16 protein-coding genes are annotated in these 17,989 nt (G+C 56.4%); 3 read left to right on the top strand and 13 right to left on the bottom strand.

All coding sequences use genetic code 11. From position 1 onward, the window contains the following. Nucleotides 1-3: 3 nt before the first annotated feature. The 3 genes from plsX to yceD all read right to left on the bottom strand — a co-directional run bounded on the left by plsX (nt 4) and on the right by yceD (nt 1,830). Nucleotides 4-1,038, bottom strand: a complete 1,035-nt coding sequence (gene plsX / locus LA04_RS06155) for a phosphate acyltransferase PlsX (protein WP_072015510.1) — start codon at nt 1,036-1,038, stop codon at nt 4-6. A gap of 80 nt (nt 1,039-1,118) precedes the next feature. Beyond that, nucleotides 1,119-1,292 (bottom strand): 50S ribosomal protein L32, encoded by a 174-nt coding sequence (gene rpmF / locus LA04_RS06150; RefSeq protein WP_003857964.1) that lies wholly within the window; start codon nt 1,290-1,292, stop codon nt 1,119-1,121. A 16-nt stretch (nt 1,293-1,308) separates the two neighbouring features. After that, nucleotides 1,309-1,830, bottom strand: a complete 522-nt coding sequence (gene yceD / locus LA04_RS06145) for a 23S rRNA accumulation protein YceD (protein WP_014883375.1) — start codon at nt 1,828-1,830, stop codon at nt 1,309-1,311. 140 nt (nt 1,831-1,970) lie between these two features. On the opposite strand from yceD, the gene LA04_RS06140 reads away from it, so the two are divergent. Then, nucleotides 1,971-2,555 (top strand): Maf family protein, encoded by a 585-nt coding sequence (locus tag LA04_RS06140; RefSeq protein WP_047650867.1) that lies wholly within the window; start codon nt 1,971-1,973, stop codon nt 2,553-2,555. A gap of 66 nt (nt 2,556-2,621) precedes the next feature. Here LA04_RS06140 and rluC read toward each other — a convergent pair whose 3' ends face one another. Further along, nucleotides 2,622-3,569, bottom strand: coding sequence for a 23S rRNA pseudouridine(955/2504/2580) synthase RluC (gene rluC / locus LA04_RS06135; protein ID WP_024909023.1), 948 nt, complete (start codon nt 3,567-3,569; stop codon nt 2,622-2,624). 572 nt (nt 3,570-4,141) lie between these two features. On the opposite strand from rluC, the gene rne reads away from it, so the two are divergent. Further along, nucleotides 4,142-7,270 carry a ribonuclease E gene (gene rne, locus LA04_RS06130; protein WP_047650865.1) on the top strand — a complete coding sequence of 1,043 codons (3,129 nt, stop codon included), beginning with the start codon at nt 4,142-4,144 and terminating at the stop codon, nt 7,268-7,270. 41 nt (nt 7,271-7,311) lie between these two features. Here the strand turns inward: rne and LA04_RS06125 are convergent, their stop codons facing one another. Next, on the bottom strand, nt 7,312-8,214 hold the full coding sequence (locus LA04_RS06125) for a LysR family transcriptional regulator (protein ID WP_052119531.1): 903 nt from the start codon (nt 8,212-8,214) through the stop codon (nt 7,312-7,314). Nucleotides 8,215-8,359: 145 nt separating this feature from the next. On the opposite strand from LA04_RS06125, the gene LA04_RS06120 reads away from it, so the two are divergent. Beyond that, complete coding sequence (locus tag LA04_RS06120) at nt 8,360-9,574, top strand: MFS transporter (RefSeq protein ID WP_047650864.1); 1,215 nt, start codon at nt 8,360-8,362, stop codon at nt 9,572-9,574. 74 nt (nt 9,575-9,648) lie between these two features. Here the strand turns inward: LA04_RS06120 and flgL are convergent, their stop codons facing one another. The 8 genes from flgL to flgE form a co-directional block, all read right to left on the bottom strand. Beyond that, nucleotides 9,649-10,602 carry a flagellar hook-associated protein FlgL gene (gene flgL, locus LA04_RS06115; RefSeq protein ID WP_047650863.1) on the bottom strand — a complete coding sequence of 318 codons (954 nt, stop codon included), beginning with the start codon at nt 10,600-10,602 and terminating at the stop codon, nt 9,649-9,651. 14 nt (nt 10,603-10,616) lie between these two features. Then, complete coding sequence (gene flgK, locus LA04_RS06110; protein WP_047650862.1) at nt 10,617-12,257, bottom strand: flagellar hook-associated protein FlgK; 1,641 nt, start codon at nt 12,255-12,257, stop codon at nt 10,617-10,619. A 75-nt stretch (nt 12,258-12,332) separates the two neighbouring features. Continuing rightward, nucleotides 12,333-13,286 carry a flagellar assembly peptidoglycan hydrolase FlgJ gene (gene flgJ / locus LA04_RS06105; RefSeq protein ID WP_047650861.1) on the bottom strand — a complete coding sequence of 318 codons (954 nt, stop codon included), beginning with the start codon at nt 13,284-13,286 and terminating at the stop codon, nt 12,333-12,335. After that, nucleotides 13,286-14,383, bottom strand: a complete 1,098-nt coding sequence (locus LA04_RS06100; RefSeq protein WP_047650860.1) for a flagellar basal body P-ring protein FlgI — start codon at nt 14,381-14,383, stop codon at nt 13,286-13,288. Before LA04_RS06100 ends, flgJ begins: the two co-directional genes overlap by 1 nt. Before the next feature lie 12 nt (nt 14,384-14,395). Next, nucleotides 14,396-15,094 carry a flagellar basal body L-ring protein FlgH gene (flgH, locus tag LA04_RS06095; protein ID WP_023311139.1) on the bottom strand — a complete coding sequence of 233 codons (699 nt, stop codon included), beginning with the start codon at nt 15,092-15,094 and terminating at the stop codon, nt 14,396-14,398. A gap of 57 nt (nt 15,095-15,151) precedes the next feature. Continuing rightward, entirely contained in the window at nt 15,152-15,934 is a 783-nt protein-coding gene (gene flgG, locus LA04_RS06090) for a flagellar basal-body rod protein FlgG (protein WP_008500810.1), read from the bottom strand. An 11-nt stretch (nt 15,935-15,945) separates the two neighbouring features. Continuing rightward, the gene (locus tag LA04_RS06085) at nt 15,946-16,701 is read right to left on the bottom strand and encodes a flagellar basal body rod protein FlgF (RefSeq protein ID WP_047650859.1); all 756 of its coding nucleotides are present in this window, start codon (nt 16,699-16,701) and stop codon (nt 15,946-15,948) included. Between the two features lie 20 nt (nt 16,702-16,721). Continuing rightward, a complete protein-coding gene (flgE, locus tag LA04_RS06080; RefSeq protein WP_047650858.1) occupies nt 16,722-17,972 on the bottom strand; it encodes a flagellar hook protein FlgE in 1,251 nt (416 codons plus the stop codon). Nucleotides 17,973-17,989: the final 17 nt, after the last annotated feature.

Below are 17,989 nucleotides of genomic sequence, written 5' to 3'. Positions count from 1 at the left end.
CGCTCAGTCACTTTTAGCTAATACAGATTCCAGGCGAGCGGCAATCCGCTGAGGGACTTGTCGCTGCACCGCCTGCACTGCCTGTTCAATCGCGACAGCAAATGCTCGCTGATTGGCGGCGCCATGACTCTTAATCACGATGCCGCGCAATCCTAACAGACAGGCGCCATTATACTGGTCGGGGTTGAGGTGACTGAATCGCCGCGTCAGGCTCTTTTGTAACCAACGCTTCAATAAAATCAGCCACCAGGCGCTTTTTTTGCCTTCTCCCTGAGATTTCAGCAGAGAAAGAAACATGCGTACGACCCCTTCCATGGTCTTCAACGTGACGTTTCCGGTGAAGCCATCGCACACCAGAACATCCGTTTTACCCGTCAACAACTCATTGGCTTCGAGATAACCAATATAGTTGATGGAGGGAACCTGTTTGAGCAATTCAGCCGCTTCGCGAATGCTGTCCAGGCCTTTGGTCTCTTCTTCACCAATGTTCAGTAACGCAACACGGGGAGTGTTGATCCCGACAACTTCTTCTGCCAGCACCGATCCCATCACGGCAAACTGAGCCAGCATAGTACTATCACAGTCGACGTTAGCGCCTAAATCGAGCACTACCGTCTTGCCCTTCTGCTGATGCGGTAATACCGTCACCAGCGCCGGGCGCTCAATACCTTCAATAGGTCTGAGCAGCAATTTCGACAGGCCCATCAGCGCGCCGGTATTTCCCGCGCTGACGCAAGCCTGAGCTCGCCCTTCTTTCACCAGCTCCAGCGCTATCCGCATAGAGCTGCCACGACTATTGCGAATGGCCTGCGAGGGTCGGGCATCACTGGCAATAACTGACTGCGCAGGAATAATCTGCAGACGTGAACGTTGTTCAAAGTCAGCTTTTGCGAGTAATGGCGTGATTGTGTCGGGATTGCCGACTAAAAGAAGTGTGAGTTGCGAATTAGAATTCAGTGCCTGCAATGCTGCAGGCACTGTCACGGAAGGGCCAAAATCTCCCCCCATGACATCTAACGCCAGGGTTAGACGTGTCAAGGTATCGTCGCAGCCTGGTTCGGTAAATTCCCCGTTTGCACGGGGAAATCCTCACTAAGCCTAATCACGCTTGCGCGTGATTACTTAGTGATAACCTTGCGGCCGCGGTAGAAACCGTCAGCGGTGATGTGGTGACGCAGGTGTTTCTCACCAGAAGTCTTGTCTACAGACAGGCTGGTAACTGCAGTCAGCGCGTCATGGGAACGACGCATGCCACGTTTGGAACGGGTTGGTTTATTCTGTTGTACGGCCATGGACCTTACTCCTCAATTACTTACGCTTTAAGCTGGCTAATACGGCAAATGGGTTTGGTTTTTGCGCTTCATCAGGCAGTTCCCCAAAGACCATGTCCGCCTCGGACACTTCACAGTGTTCAGAATCATGCACCGGAACTACTGGCAAGGTGAGGATGATTTCATCTTCAACCAGAGCCAGAAGATCGATTTCACCGAATTCGTTAACCTCAATCGGCTCATACGCTTCCGGGAGTGCTTCAGCCTGTTCGTCAGAACGAACCGGACTGAAACAATACGTTGTGTGAACATGCTGTACAAACGGTTTCCCGCAACGCTGACACTCGAGCGTTACCGTCACCTTTGCATCACCGGTTAAAACGGCGAGACGCTGGTTGTCGATAGCGAACGACATGGAGCATTCTACATCACTGTCCACACTGACTACGGATTCGGCAATACGCTCAGCCTGATCGGAAGTATAGATACCTTCGTAATCGAGGCGTTTTTGAGCCGTACGAACCGGATCAAGAGTCAGGGGTAATTTTACCTTTTGCATAGGGCGCGCATATTAACTTTGTAACGTCATAGAGTCAAAGAAAAAGGCAACCAGAGCTGCCTTTTGCCAATTATTCGCACACATTGCGGCCTGTAGTTTAAAATGGCTGGCATCGATACGCTATATCTGGTGATAAAAATATGCCAAATCTCGTCCTTGCTTCCACATCTCCCTACCGCCGAATGCTGCTGGAAAAGCTCGGGATCCCATTTGAATGCGCCGCGCCAGAGGTTGATGAGACGCCACAGCCGGGCGAATCACCGCGTCATCTGGTGATGCGTCTTGCTAAGGAGAAAGCGCAGTCGCTGGCCGCACGTTACCCCGCACATTTGATTATAGGCTCCGATCAGGTTTGCGTGCTGGACGGGGAAATAACCGGCAAGCCCCATACGGAGGAGAACGCCTGCCAGCAGCTTCTGCGTGCGCGAGGCACGATCGTGACCTTTTATACCGGCCTGGCGCTCTATAACTCCGCCTCCGGTCATCTGCAAACGGAGTGCGAGCCGTTCGACGTACACTTCCGTCATCTCAGCGAGCAAGAGATCGTGGATTATGTGCGGCGGGAACGTCCGCTGAACTGTGCGGGAAGCTTTAAGAGTGAAGGATTGGGGATTGCGCTGTTCGACAAGCTGGATGGTCGCGATCCCAACACGCTGGTGGGGTTACCGCTGATTGCTTTGTGTCAGATGTTAAGACGAGAAGAGTATAATCCGCTGACCATGTGACTGAAACGTTGCGGCCTGATGCCCTCACTCCGGCCCTCTCCCACAGGGAGAGGGAGGAAAGCAAACTCAGCCGCGCAGAACCTTAAGACAGCGTTTCAGCTGCTCATCCAGCGGCGCTTCAATACGGATGACTTCACCCGTATTAGGATGGGTAAACTTCAGCGCTGCCGCATGCAGGAACAGACGCGACAGCCCCGTCCCAGCCAGCTGCTTATCAAACTCGCGGTCGCCATAGCGGTCATCAAAGGCAATTGGATGCCCTGCAAACTGCGTATGCACGCGGATCTGGTGGGTACGACCGGTGACAGGACTGCAGCGCACCAGCGTCGCAAACTCATAGCGCTCTTCAACTTTAAAGCGCGTTTCAGACGGTTTCCCTTCCTGGCTTACGCGGACAATACGTTCGCCGCTTTGCAGAATGTTCTTCAGCAGCGGCGCCTGCACTACTTTTACATGGGACTGCCATTGACCACGAACCAGCGCCAGATAGTCTTTCTGCATCCCTTTTTCACGCAGCTGCTCATGCAGAGAACGCAGCGCAGAACGCTTTTTCGCCACCAGCAGTACGCCAGAGGTATCGCGGTCAAGACGGTGCACGAGTTCAAGGAAGCGCGCTTCCGGGCGCAGGGCTCGCAACCCTTCAATCACGCCGAAGCTCAGACCGCTACCGCCATGAACAGCCGTCCCTGACGGTTTATTCAGCACCAGAATATGGTCGTCTTCATAAAGGATGACATCGCTCAGGGCCGCCACTTTCTGTAGCTTCGGTGAAACGGTCTCTTCTTCACGTTCTGCAACGCGCACCGGCGGAATACGCACTTCATCGCCCGCCTCGAGTTTGTACTCAGGCTTCACGCGTTTTTTGTTAACCCGCACCTCGCCCTTACGCAGGATGCGGTAAATCATGCTCTTTGGCACCCCTTTGAGCTGGGTACGCAAAAAGTTATCGATACGTTGCCCCGCGTCATCTTCGGCGATGGCAACCATTTTTACGGCTGGAGTCTCTGTTTTCATGGTTGGCGATTCTAAATATCGACAGCCATTAGCGCCACTCATTTTTCTATGCTTATATTTACTTTTATCCGGCCTGTCCCCCGTTTCGCGCAACCGATTTGGTGGTTATTAAACCAATCGCCATTCAGAAGTGAAGAAACTGTGAGTAACCGGGTGATAATTGGTAAAAGTCATCTTGCTATAACCCGGCGAGCAGTGGAATAATGAGGCTGTTTTCCGTGTTAAATCCTGGTTAAGTAAGGATGTTGACGGAATGACCAATTTTGTCTGACCGATCATCCACGCAGCAATGGCGTAAGACGTATTGATCTTTCAGGCAGTTAGCGGGCTGCGGGTTGCAGTACTTCCCGGTATAAGGATTGTTCTCTGGAGAGTTCTACCCAGGCAATTCCCCTGATAATTGCGCTGTGTTTCCGTATGAAACACAGGCAACCGACACTCTGCGCCTCTTAAGCGAGCGACAACCGTGAGGTTGGCGACGTGAACAGACACGAGGCCATCGGTTCATACCCCGGAAAGCGTCACCTTGCCCGCAGCTTTGTCGTCAATGTAAGAATAACGAGTAAGTTACGATGAAAAGAATGTTAATCAACGCAACTCAGCAAGAAGAGTTGCGTGTCGCCCTTGTGGATGGGCAGCGCCTGTACGATCTGGATATCGAAAGTCCTGGACACGAACAGAAAAAAGCGAACATTTACAAAGGTAAAATCACCCGCATTGAACCAAGCCTTGAAGCTGCATTTGTCGATTACGGTGCTGAGCGTCATGGTTTCCTCCCTCTGAAAGAAATCGCCCGCGAATATTTCCCCGCAAACTACAACGCCCATGGCCGCCCAAACATCAAAGATGTTCTGCGTGAAGGCCAGGAAGTTATCGTTCAGATTGATAAAGAAGAGCGCGGCAACAAAGGTGCCGCACTGACCACCTTTATCAGCCTCGCAGGGAGCTATCTGGTTCTGATGCCTAACAACCCGCGTGCGGGTGGCATCTCTCGCCGTATCGAAGGTGATGACCGTACCGAGCTGAAAGAAGCGCTGGCAAGCCTCGAACTGCCTGATGGCATGGGGCTTATCGTGCGTACCGCAGGTGTGGGCAAATCAGCCGAAGCGCTGCAGTGGGACCTGAGCTTCCGTCTGAAGCACTGGGAAGCCATACAGAAAGCAGCGGAAAGCCGCCCTGCTCCGTTCCTGATCCACCAGGAAAGCAACGTTATCGTGCGTGCCTTCCGTGACTACCTGCGTCAGGACATCGGTGAGATTCTGATCGATAACCCGAAAGTGCTTGAGCTGGCCCGCCAGCACATCGCCGCGCTGGGTCGTCCGGATTTCACCAGCAAAATTAAACTGTACACCGGTGAAATCCCGCTGTTCAGCCACTATCAGATTGAATCCCAGATTGAGTCCGCCTTCCAGCGTGAAGTGCGTCTGCCATCCGGCGGTTCTATCGTTATCGATACCACTGAAGCGCTGACCGCTATCGACATCAACTCCGCGCGTGCAACGCGCGGTGGCGATATCGAAGAGACCGCCTATAACACGAACCTCGAAGCCGCTGATGAAATCGCCCGCCAGCTCCGCCTGCGCGACCTGGGTGGTCTGATCGTTATCGACTTCATCGACATGACCCCTGTTCGCCACCAGCGTGCGGTTGAAAACCGTCTGCGCGAAGCGGTGCGTCAGGACAGGGCGCGTATCCAGATTAGCCATATCTCACGCTTTGGCCTGCTGGAGATGTCCCGTCAGCGTCTGAGCCCGTCTCTCGGCGAGTCCAGCCATCACGTTTGTCCGCGCTGCTCCGGCACCGGTACCGTACGTGATAACGAATCTCTGTCTCTCTCCATTCTGCGTCTGATTGAAGAAGAAGCGCTGAAAGAGAACACCAAAGAGGTTCACGCCATTGTGCCGGTTCCCGTTGCCTCTTACCTGCTTAACGAAAAACGTGCAGCGGTAAGTGCAATTGAAGCGCGTCAGGGCGGCGTTCGCTGCATCATCGTGCCAAACGACCAGATGCAGACCCCGCACTATCACGTACTGCGCGTGCGTAAGGGCGAAGAGACGACCACCCTCAGCTACCTGCTGCCGAAGCTGCATGAAGAAGAGATGTCCCTGCCTTCCGATGAAGAGCCAGCCGAGCGCAAACTGCCAGAGCAGCCTGCGTTAGCGACCTTCATCATGCCTGAAGCACCACCGGAAGCAGCCCTGGAAAAACCTGCGGCCAAACCTGCAGCGCAGAAACCAGAAGCCGCGGTAGCGAAAGCCCAGCCGGCACAGCCGGGTCTGCTGAGCCGCTTCTTTGGCGCGCTGAAGAAGATGTTTGCTGAAGAAGAAGTTCAGCCAGAGCAGCCGAAAGAAGAGCCTAAAGCAGCCAAGCCAGAGCGGCAGCAAGACCGCCGCAAGCGTCAGAACAACCGCCGCGATCGTAATGACCGCAACGACCGTAATGACCGTAATGACCGTAGCGAGCGTCGTGACAACCGTGACAACCGCTCTGAGAATAGCGAAGGCCGTGAGCAACGCGAAGACAACCGTCGCAACCGTCGCGAGAAACAGCAGTCGAATGTTGAAGATCGTGAAATTCGCCAGCAGGCGGGCGATGAGACTGAGAAGAGCAAACAGCGTGACGACCAGCAGCCGCGCCGTGAACGCAGCCGTCGCCGTAACGACGAGAAGCGTCAGGCACAGCAGGAAGTCAAAAACCTGAACCGCGAAGAGCCTGTTGAACAGCAGGACGGCGAGCAGGAAGAGCGCACTCAGGTAATGCCGCGTCGTAAGCAGCGCCAGCTTTCTCAGAAAGTTCGCTTCGCCTCAGAAGTAACAGAAGAGTCAGCCGTTGTCGCAGTTGAAACCAGCGAGAGCACAACCGGTACGCAGTTGGCGAAAGTTGATCTGCCAGCGGTCGTTGAAAACAACGTTGAGCAGGATGATAACGGCGAAAACCGTGATAACGCCGGTATGCCGCGCCGTTCACGCCGTTCTCCACGTCATCTGCGCGTCAGCGGCCAGCGCCGTCGTCGCTATCGTGACGAGCGTTACCCGACTCAGTCGCCAATGCCGCTGACCATTGCCTGTGCTTCGCCAGAAATGGCGTCCGGCAAAGTCTGGATCCGCTACCCGGTTGCTCGCCCGGAGCAGGTTGTTGAAGAACAGCCTGTAACCGAAGAGGTGATTGCACCTGTGGCAGCGGTAGAAGACGTTGTGACTGAAGCGGCAACCGTGGTTGAACCTCAGATTGTTGAAACGGAAGCACCTCAGGCAGTTGAAGTCGAAACCACTCATCCGGAAGTGATTGCCGCGCCGGTTGATGCCGCACCGCAGCTTATTGCTGAAGAAGATGCCGTGGTGGCTGAGGAAATCGCTGAAGTGGCTGAACCTGTAGCCGCAGTGGAAGACACCGCTGAAACCCTGGTTGAAACCACCACTGAAGAAGTCGTTCAGGACGTTGAGATTGAGGTTGAACCGGTTGTTGAAGAACCGAAAGCGCCTGAGGTGAAACCTGAGCCGGTTGTTTCTGCACCAGCCGCAGCCCACGTGGCGACAGCACCAATGACGCGCGCCCCGGCGCCGGATTACGTGCCTGAAGCCCCGCGTCACAGCGACTGGGTACGCCCGGAATTCAACTTCGAAGGTAAAGGCGCTGCAGGCGGCCATAGTGCAACGCATCAGGCGACTGCACCGGCAACGCGTCCGCAGTCTGTCGAATAACGACGCTGAAAGTAAAAAGCCGACCTTCGGGTCGGCTTTTTTTATGGCTGCTGCACGGGCTTTCTCATTCCGGTGACTTCCGGCATGACCTGCCGCATCAGCTCCAGAAAACGCCGCAAGCGTGCCGGATAATAACGGGACCAGGGGTAAACAAGATGCACCGGTAACGCCGCTGGCTGCCACTCCGGCAGCAAATGCACCAGCCGCCCTTCCCGAATATCATCCTGTACCGTCCAGCTGGAGACCACCGCCACGCCAAGGCCGGTGAGCGCCGTATTGCGTGCGACATACAGGCTGTCGGTGCTTAGGCGTGGCGTAATAGCAATCCGCGCGGTAGCAGGCGAGGCATCGTGAAAAAGCTCCACGTGGCGCTGGTAGAAAGAGCTGATGGCTATCCAGGGAAACTGCTGCAAATCCTCCGGCGTATTCACCGCCGGGAAGCGGGCCAGCAGCGCTGGCGCGGCCACCACCGAGCGAGGCACTTCCGCCAGCAGCACGGATACGGTCGCCGGATCGACCTCCACACCCACCCGAATAGCGCAGTCAAGATTGTCGCCGAGAAAATCTGCCGACCGATCGTTGAGCATCCACTCAATCGAAAGCTGGGGATAGCGTTGCAAAAATTCGGTTACGGGTTTCAGAAGCTGGTCCTGACCAAACGCGTGGGGAGCTCGCACCCGCAGCACGCCTACGGGCTCATCTTCCGTCTGCCCCACCTCATCTTCCAGCGCCAGCCAGCTGTCGATCACCCGACGGGCGTGCTGATAGCAGCGCTCGCCGTCATCCGTCAGCCGCGTCGTGTGGGTGGTGCGCAATATCAGGCGCACGCCCAGCATGGTCTCCAGCGACTGTAACCGTCTGCTCACCGTGGCCTGTGTGGTGGCCAGTTGCCGTGCCGCCGCTGAGAGGGAGCCCGCCTCCACGATGCGAACAAACGTCCGCATTAACTCCACCCTGTCTATACGCTCAGCTCTCTTCACCGCATTTTCACTTATACGTTCAACGTATAAGCGTTTTACCACCGGGCCCGCTACCGTCGCAAGGCGTACTGATAAAAAATAGCCTCACACGACGAATGAGGAACATCTTATGAACACAACAACCGCCGCCCATGCCGTGAGCCGCTGGGTAATCTTAATGCTGGCGATCGGTGCAGGTTTCAGCGTGGCATCTATCTATTATGCCCAGCCTCTGCTGCCGCTGATGGGCGCAGACCTTCACCTGAGTATCGAAGGAATGGGCCTGGTCCCGACGCTCACCCAGACGGGATATGCCCTGGGGATCCTGTTCCTGCTACCGCTCGGCGATCGCCATGACCGCAGGACGTTAATTTTGATCAAAAGCGCGGCGCTGGCGCTGTTTCTTCTCGGCTGTAGCCTGACCGGGCAGATCCATTCTCTGCTGCTGGCAAGCCTGCTCATCGGCATGGCCGCCACCATGGCACAGGATATCGTCCCTGCCGCGGCCATCCTTGCGCCGGAAGGTAAACAGGGGAAAACTGTGGGCACGGTAATGACCGGGCTGCTGATGGGTATCTTATTATCCCGAACCGTGAGCGGCGTGGTGGGCGAAGCGTTTGGCTGGCGCGTCATGTACCAGCTGGCGGCGGCGAGCATTGCGTTCATCGGGGTGATGATGTGGTTTGTGCTTCCGCGTTTTGCCATTCACTCCACGCTGAGCTACCCCGCGCTGATGCGCTCAATGGAGCATCTGTGGCGTCGTTACCCGGCGCTGCGCCGTGCGGCGCTGGCTCAGGGTTTCCTGTCGGTTGCCTTTAGCGCCTTCTGGTCTACGCTTGCGGTCATGCTGCTGGAACGCTATCACCTGGGGAGTGCCGTAGCGGGTGGTTTTGGTATTGCAGGTGCCGCCGGTGCCTTAGCTGCCCCGCTGGCGGGTGGTCTGGCGGACAAACTGGGGGCTGGAAAAGTGACGCAGCTTGGTGCCGTTCTTGTGACCGTCTCATTCGCCCTGATGTTCCTGATGCCCGCGCTGGGCGTTCATGGACAGCTGATTCTGATCGCCATCTCCGCCGTCGGGTTCGACCTGGGACTGCAGTCCAGCCTGGTCGCTCACCAGAACCTGGTGTACAGCCTTGAACCACAGGCTCGGGGTCGTCTCAACGCCCTGCTCTTTACGGTGGTCTTTATCGGGATGGCGCTGGGTTCCGCGTTAGGCAGCAATATCTACTCGCTGGCCGGCTGGACGGGCGTGGTCGCGCTGGCGACAGTCTGTGGCGTCATTGCGCTGGCAATCCGTCTGATAGAAAGCGCACGAGTCGCCTCCGCACTGGCGGAAATTGCATAAAAAAATGCCCAATCCAGACGGATTGGGCAGTAAAACATGCCCAGTTTCAAGACATGTTCCAAGAGGTCAAGATGTTATTTGTTCAGCTGGAACAGAGACATGCCCTGCATATCGCTAAACGCTTTATAAGACGCCTGCAAGGCCGCCTGCTGCATGGTGTAAGAGGAAATCGCTTCGTTCCAGTCAACATCCACCAGATCACTCATCTGCTTGGTCTGACCCAGCGCGCGGTCATCGCCCAGCGTATCGAGTTTTTCCAGCTCGTTCATCTTGGTTCCCACATCCGCGACGACCGTCAGAATATTGTTCTCAGTGTTCTGAATACCGATCTGCGCATTGGCAATCACCTGGTTCTGGACTGCAGCTGCAGCCGGATCGTTCTCAATCGGCGTCTTCAGCGCAGCGACGGCAGAATCAAGGATTTTGAACATGTTTGTCTCGCCATAGCCACCACCCGGCAATTGCTCCGCATTACTGGTAATGCTCTCGAAAATCTGCTTGCCGGTATGACTAATCGCCATATTTCGCGCCGTATCTACCTGCTGGGTGATGGCTTCAGCGCCGCCCCTGTAGTCGCCGGTTACGGAATCAAACGGTGCGCTCTCGGTTTTGTATCCGGCAAAGATAAAGCGACCATTACCATCCGTCGTGTTGGCCAGGTTCATAAGCTGATCGCGGATCCCCTGAATATCGGTCGCCAGAGCAAGACGATCGTCATCGTTTAATGTGCCGTTTGACGCGTAGACCAGTTTCTCCCGCACGCTTGAGATGGCGGTGTTCACCTGGGTTAACACGTTATCTTCCAGCGAGACCTTCTGCGTTGCAAAGGTACGCGCGAGCGCAAACTGGCTGTTTTGCGACTGTGACTGTGACAGAACGATGGCCTGCGATGCGGCGATAGGATCGTCCGAAGGACGATTGACGCGCTTGCCGGTGGACATCTGCTCACCGTAGTTCAGCCATCTGCTCTGGGAGTCGGTGATCCCACGCATGTTCTGCTCGTACATCATCTGGGTGCTAATACGCATTGTTCACCTCAACCTTAACGAATGTTGATAATTGCATCGAAGAGCGTACTGGCAGTCTGGAGAACCTGGGCGTTCGCCAGGTAATACTGCTGATAACGCTGCAAATTGCCATACTCTTCGTCGAGGTTTACCCCAGAGATGGTCTGCTGCTGCTTGATTAACTGGGTTTCCACGTTGGCTTTCGTCTGGCTGCTCACCTTCAGTGAAGCCGTTGAGCTACCCACGGTACTTACCAGCGAGGCATACGCATCGTTGAAGCTTTTGTTCCCGCCTACCACTTTGCTGTTTTGCAGTTCGAGCATTTTCTGGCCATTGCGGTTGTCGCTCTCACCGCCGGTCTGCACCGACGCCATCGCCAGTTTGGACTCGTCGCTGATCGCCAGATCCATGTTCATGATGACGTTGGAAACCGGCTTCACGGTAAAGCTGTCTTTGGTATTTGCCGTGCCGCTCACGTTGACGTTAAGACCATCAAACGACAGATTACCGCTGGCGTCCGGGCTCATCGTGAAGCTGGTTTTGTCTGACGTACGGGTGATTGTCCAGTCGGTACCATTAAACTGCAGCTTATAGTCTGTCGCCTGGACCTGTTTACTGTCCGCCACAGACGCCGTGACAACGGCAGAACCACCGTTCTTGCTGTTGGACAAGACAGCCGGAGAACCAAAGTTAAACAGCTTACCGCCAGCGTCACCGTTAGCGTCAAAACCGGCTTCATGCTGCGTGTTCATCGCATCGGCAAAGGCCAGCGCCATCTGATTCAGGCTGTTACGGGCTTTATCCAAATCTTCAGCGCGGAAGGTCAGCAAACCGCCCAAAGAACCGGTGGTGATCATCTTTTCCGGGATCTCAACATTACCTGCCACGTCGTCGACATAGGCCACGGTAGTACGAGTAGGATCGGCGCTGGACTTAACGGCAGCCAGCTGGTTGGCTTTGCTACCCTGGACCAGGCTGTAACCGTTGCCGAAAGAGATGTTAAACGTACCGCTATCCTGAACAGACACTTCCACACCCACGATTTTGTTCAGCTCGCTGACAAGCTGATCGCGCTGGTCAAGCAGTTCGTTAGGCGAAGCACCCGCACCGACGCCGGTCAGACGAGAAATCTGATCGTTCAGATTGGCAATCTGTTTGGCATAGTTGTTGATCTGCGCAACGCTGGTCGAAATTGCGGTATTGACCTGAGTATCCTGATCGCGGAGATACTGATCGTTGGTTTTAAACTGATTCACCAGGCCACCGGCTTTACCCAGCACCGTCTGACGTGCTGCCGGGTCTTCCGCATTGCTCACCAGGGTTTGCAGGCTTTTAAAGAAGTCCTGCAGGGTGGTGGAGAGCGAGTTGGTGGTATCGGAGAGCACATCGTCAATTTTTGACATCTGCTGATAGCGCGTCGTCAGACCGCTGCTCTGCGTCTGCGCGGCGCGCAGCTGGTTGGTGATGAAGGCATCATACTCACGCTGGACACCGGAGACATACACCCCGTTACCCACCCAGCCGCCGCCGGTCAGCGTGCTGTTAGATGCGCCCAGCACCGTGGTCTGGCGGGTATAGCCTGCCACGTTATAGCTTGAAATATTATTACTGACGGTATTGAGTGCCGACTGCGCGGCACTGAGGCCACTCATGGCGCTGTTAATCAAACTGGACATGGGGGTTCCTTTTATACGTTCAGACACGAGTCCTGATGAAGGTTATCGGCAACCTCCACCGGGACTTGAGAACTTTCAGAACAGATTTTCAATATCTGTGCTATAGGCTTTGCTGACCTTCTCGCCCATGGATTTCAGCTGCTGGATCATGCTGGTGAGCTTGCGCGCATAGTTAGGGTCAGTAGCGTAGCCCGCGTTTTGCAAGGCCTGAGCGCCCTGCTCCGCCGTCGCCGCCTGCGTTACGGCGGTATAGCGCGGATTTCGGCTCAGCAGGCCAACGTAGTCGGACAAGGCTTCCAGATACGAGCTGTAGACGCGGAATTTGGCTTTGACCTTCACCGCCGCACCGTTCTCGTATTCGGTGGTCGTGATCTCCGTCGTCGGCCCCTTCCAGCTGGAGGAGGCCTTCACGCCGAAGATGTTGAAGCTCGGATCGCCGTTTTCCTTGCGGATCTGACGCTGACCCCAGCCCGACTCCAGCGCGGCCTGCGCCAGAATCAGGTGATGCGGCACGCCGCTCTGTTCGCTGGCAAGGCGCGCGGGCAGAGAAAGCTGCGCCAGGAAGTCTTTACTGTCACCGGAGAGCGGCTCATCGCCGCTGCCCGTGGCTTTTGGCATCGCTTTACGCACCATTTGCGTCAGAGCCTGATTCTGATAACTGGTCACCGTTTCCAGGTCGAACTTCATCGGCACCTGCTGCGTCTGATCCTGAGGCTGAATGCCCTGCGCGGCTTCGGTCTGTTTCACAATCATGTCAGCCAGACCGAGGCCTTTTCCGGCGGTCATCTGCTGCGCAATCTGCTGGTCATACATGCTGGTGTAGAGACGCGTTGAATCACTGCTGAACATCCCGTCTTTCGGCAGGGTTTCGCGCATGCTTTTCAGCATCATCTGTACAAACATCCCTTCCACCTGGCGGGCGACCGGGCGGATGTTCGCCGCCGGGTCTTTGCCTGCTTTGGTTTTCAGTTCGTTGAGCGACTGGGCGTCCCAGGCTGCACTGGACAACAGTTTGCTATCGGTCAGCATTAGATGATTTCCAGTTTGGCGCGCAGGCAGCCCGCGCTTTGCATCGATTGCAGGATGGACATCAGATCCATCGGCGTTGCCCCCAGGGCGTTCAGGGCACGCACCACGCTGTTCAGGTTGGCGCTGGAGCGAACGCTCTGCAGCGACCCGCCGCTCTGACGCATATCAATCTGCGTTTGCGGCGTCACCACCGTCTGACCGCCACCAAATGGCGTATTCGGCTGGCTCACGTTCGCGGAGCGGTTTACCGTCACGGAGAGGTTGCCCTGCGCCACGGCACAGCTGTCGAGCGACACTTCCCGGTTCATCACCACCGAGCCGGTGCGGGAGTTGATGATCACTTTCGCATCCTGGATCGGAACGTTCACTTCCATATTCTGGATATCCGCCAGCATGCGCACCTGGTTGCTGCTGCCGGTGGAGGTGCGGATCTGCACGGTGCGCGCGTCGAGTGCCGTTGCGTTACCGTAGCCGCGGCTGCGGTTGATGGTATCGGCAATTTGCTGCGCCATGGTGAAATCTTCATTATTGAGCTGCAGGTTGATGGTGTTGCCCGCACCAAACTGGGTCGGCAGTTCACGCTCAATGATCGCACCGTTGGTGATACGTCCACCGTTCAGCTGGTTCACCTGCACGCTGCTTCCGCCTGCGGATGCGCCCGCACCGCCAACCAGAATGTTTCCCTGCGCCAGCGCATAGACCTGACTGTCAACGCCTTTCAGCGGGGTCATCAGCAGCGTACCGCCGCGCAGGCTTTTGGCGTTACCCATTGAGGAGACCACCACATCAATGGTCTGCCCCTGACGCGCAAACGCCGGGTAGGACGCGGTGACCATTACCGCGGCCACGTTTTTCAGCTGCATGTTGGTTCCCGCCGGCACGGTAATGCCGAGCTGGGAAAGCATGTTGTTCAGGCTTTGGGTGGTGAACGGCGTCTGGGTCGTCTGGTCACCGGTACCATCCAGACCAACCACCAGGCCGTAGCCAATCAGTGAGTTTTCACGCACACCCTGAACGCTGGTGAGGTCGCGAATACGGTCAGCCTGGGCAAACGTTGCCACCAGCGCGAGCGCCACGGCGAAGATCGATTTAAACATGGGTCACCTCGCTTACATCGGCGATAAATTAAGGAAGAAGCGCTGCAGCCAACCCATATTTTGCGCTTCATTGATATAGCCGTTCCCGACGTACTCAATGCGCGCATCCGCCACCTGGGTGGACGGAACGGTGTTGGTGCCGCTGATGGTGCGAGGGTTAACCACGCCCGAGAAGCGAATGAATTCAGTGCCCTGGTTGATGGCGATCTGCTTTTCACCCACAACGTGCAAGTTGCCGTTAACCAGTACCTGGTCAACCGTGACCGTCAGCGTACCGCTGAAGGTGTTGCTGGCGTTCGCGCCGCCTTTACCGTTAAAGGTATTGCCGCCGGACGCCTCAACATCCGCACGGGCATTGCCGAACAGTCCCTGCAGGTAGCGCGGAACGGTATCGAAGCCAAAATTGGTTTTGCCGTCGCGGCTGGCGTTCGCCGACGAGCTCTTGCTCGCGCTGACGTTTTCCTGCAGCACAATGGTCAATGTATCGCCGACGTTACGCGGGCGGCGATCTTCAAACAGCGGCTGATAGCCGTAATTAATCGGCTGCGCGGTCTGGAAAATGGAGCCGTTTACCACTGGCGCGGGGCCTGGAACGGGTTGGGCAGTCGTCGCACCCTGGACCAATGGTTTAGACGGGATCAAAGCACACCCGCTGAGGGTGACAGCCAGAACAGTCAGTATCGGATAACGAAACGCCGCGTTTTTTTGCATTGCCTTCATCTTCGAAAACAGGGAGCCGGTGCGGCGTTTACCGCACCGGGCTACACCTTAGAGTTGCGTCAGCTTCTGCAGCATCTGGTCGGTCGTCGACACTGCTTTACTGTTAATTTCATACGCGCGCTGGACCTGGATCATATTCACCAGCTCTTCCGCCACGTTCACGTTGGACGTTTCAACATAACCCTGGTACAGCAGACCCGCACCGTTCAGGCCCGGAGTGCTCTCATTCGGCGTACCGGAGGATTGCGTTTCGGTGTAGAGGTTCTCACCAATGCTTTCCAGACCGGTATCGTTCATGAAGGTGGTCAGGTTGAGCTGCCCAACCTGAACCGGCGCGGCCTGTCCCTGCTGGGTCACGCTGACCACACCGTCACGTCCGATGGTAATGCTCAGGGCATTCGCCGGGATAGTAATCGCAGGCTGAACCTGGAAACCGCCTGCCGTCACCAGCTGGCCGTTCTGATCGACCTGGAACGAACCGTCGCGGGTATAGGCCGAGGTCCCGTCAGGCAGCTGCACCTGGAAGAAGCCCTGGCCTTTGATTGCCACGTCTTTGCTGTTGTTGGTCTGAGACAGGTTGCCCTGGCTGTGCAGACGCTCGGTGGCCACCGGACGAACGCCGGTACCAATCTGCAGGCCCGATGGCAGCGTTGTCTGTTCAGAAGACTGCGCGCCCGGCTGGCGGATGGTTTGATAAAGCAAATCTTCGAAAACGGCACGCTGACGCTTGAAACCATTGGTGCTCACGTTTGCCAGGTTGTTGGCAATCACGTCCATATTGGTTTGCTGGGCGTCCAGGCCAGTTTTCGCGATCCATAAAGAACTGATCATAAGGAGTCCTGTTAACTCATAGCCAGAAGTTGGTTAGCCTTGCCCGCGTTTTCGTCCACGCTACTGATGATCTTCATCTGCATTTCAAAACGACGGGCGCTGGCGATCATGTCGGTCATGGCTTCGACCGGCTTGACGTTGCTGCCTTCCAGAACGCCGGACATTACGCGGATGCTCGGATCGGCCTGTAACGTGGCGCCACGCGTCGCCTGCGCCGCCTGGGTCAGACGGAACATGCCGTCGTCGCCGCGCTGCACCTCTTTGGCTTCCGCCTTAACCAGCTTCAGACGTCCGACGGGCGCAACGGTGTTGGCCGGGTCGCCCGGATTCAGCGCCGAAATGGTGCCGTCCGCGGCGATAGTCAGCTCAGAGCCTTCCGGCACGGTCAGCGGACCCGCTTCCCCCATCACCGGATGCCCCTGAATCGTCAGCTGGCCCGTCGCGCTCACCTGGATGTTCCCGTTACGGGTATAGCCTTCGCTGCCGTCCGCCGTTTGCACCGCCAGCCAGCCGTCCTGCTGCAGAGCAACGTCCAGCGGGCGTGAGGTGTAGTCCATCTGCCCAGGCGTCATATCGGCGCCAGGGGTTGATGCCGTCACCAGCGTACGGGTCGGCAGGGACAACCCTTCTACCGGTACCGCGCGCAGCGCATTAAGCTGAGCGCGAAAGCCCGGCGTAGAGGCGTTTGCCAGGTTGCTGGCAGTAACGGCCTGCTGATTGAGCGTCTGACTTGCCGCGCCCATCGCGGTATATATTGCGTGATCCATTGCGCCTTCCTGTTAGCCGCTTAACGCAGGTTAACCAGCGTGTTGAGGATCTGATCCTGGGTTTTGATGGTCTGCGCGTTCGACTGATAGTTACGCTGCGCGACGATCATGTTCACCAGTTCTTTACTCATATCCACGTTGGAGGCTTCCAGCGCGCCGTTGGTCAGCTTGCCGAAGTTACCGGTGCCTGCGGTACCCAGCAGCGCCACGCCGGAGGACTGAGTGGCAGACCAGACGTTGTCGCCTTCAGATTTCAGACCTTCGTTGTTCGCGAAGTTTGCCAGCACAATCTGGCCCAGAACCTGAGACTGTTCGTTAGAGTAGCTTCCCACCACGGTGCCATCGTCGTTGATCTGGTAGCTCACCAGATCGCCAGGCTTGTAGCCGTTCTGAGTGGTTGCCACAACGCTGTTCGCGCCTGTGTTCTGCTGCATGGAGTTCAGGAAGCTCAGGGAGAAGGTCGCCGCCGTCGCACCGCTGACGGACCCCGTGGTGATGTTAATGGCCGGCGTAGGGTTTGCCGTTCCGCTCAGTACACCCGCAGCGTCGTAGTTATAAACACCCGCCAGGTTACCGTTCGCATCAAAGTTCATCTGCGCCGCTTTCGTGGCGACAGAACCCGCAGCGCTGCCGTCCTGAGTGTAGAGATCCCATTTATTGTTGGCCGTCTTCACGTAGTAGACGTACATGTTATGGGCGTTCCCCTGACTGTCGAATACGGTTACGGTCCCTTTTTTGTTATAGGTATCCGGGTTGGTGGCATCGAACGGGGCAGTTTGAACAGGATCGGTTGAGTTCAGGTTGATCTGCTGCGTCGCGGTGGTGGTTGATTTCGCCGCCATCAGTGTATTCGGAATAGTAATCGCCTGAGGGTTCGCGCCGGTCTGAACGGTTGGAGGCGTTCCTGCTGCCGGGTAGCCCGTCAGCTGCATGCCCTGCATGTTAACCAGCGTACGGTTTTCATCCAGCTTGAACTGGCCGTTACGGCTGTAGAACACAGAGCCGTTGGAGTCGACCATACGGAAGAAACCGTTCTGGCTGATGGCAACGTCCAGACCACGACCGGTGTTGGTGGTGGTGCCGTCGCTAAAGTCCTGCGTGATGCCCGCAACTTTCACGCCCAGGCCGACTTTGGAACCGGCAAACATGTCTGCAAAGGAAGCAGAACCGGATTTAAAACCATAGGTCGCGGAGTTGGCGATGTTGTTGCCAATGACGTCCAGGTTGGTGGCCGCAGCATTCAGGCCGCTGACCGCTTGAGAAAAGGCCATGACTTACTCCTGATAAG

The organism is Enterobacter sp. UCD-UG_FMILLET, from assembly GCF_000762975.1.
Classification (GTDB): Bacteria; Pseudomonadota; Gammaproteobacteria; order Enterobacterales; family Enterobacteriaceae; genus Enterobacter; species Enterobacter dykesii.
The sequence above is the reverse complement of the archived record's forward strand: the minus strand, read 5'-3'. Positions and strand labels throughout refer to the sequence as shown.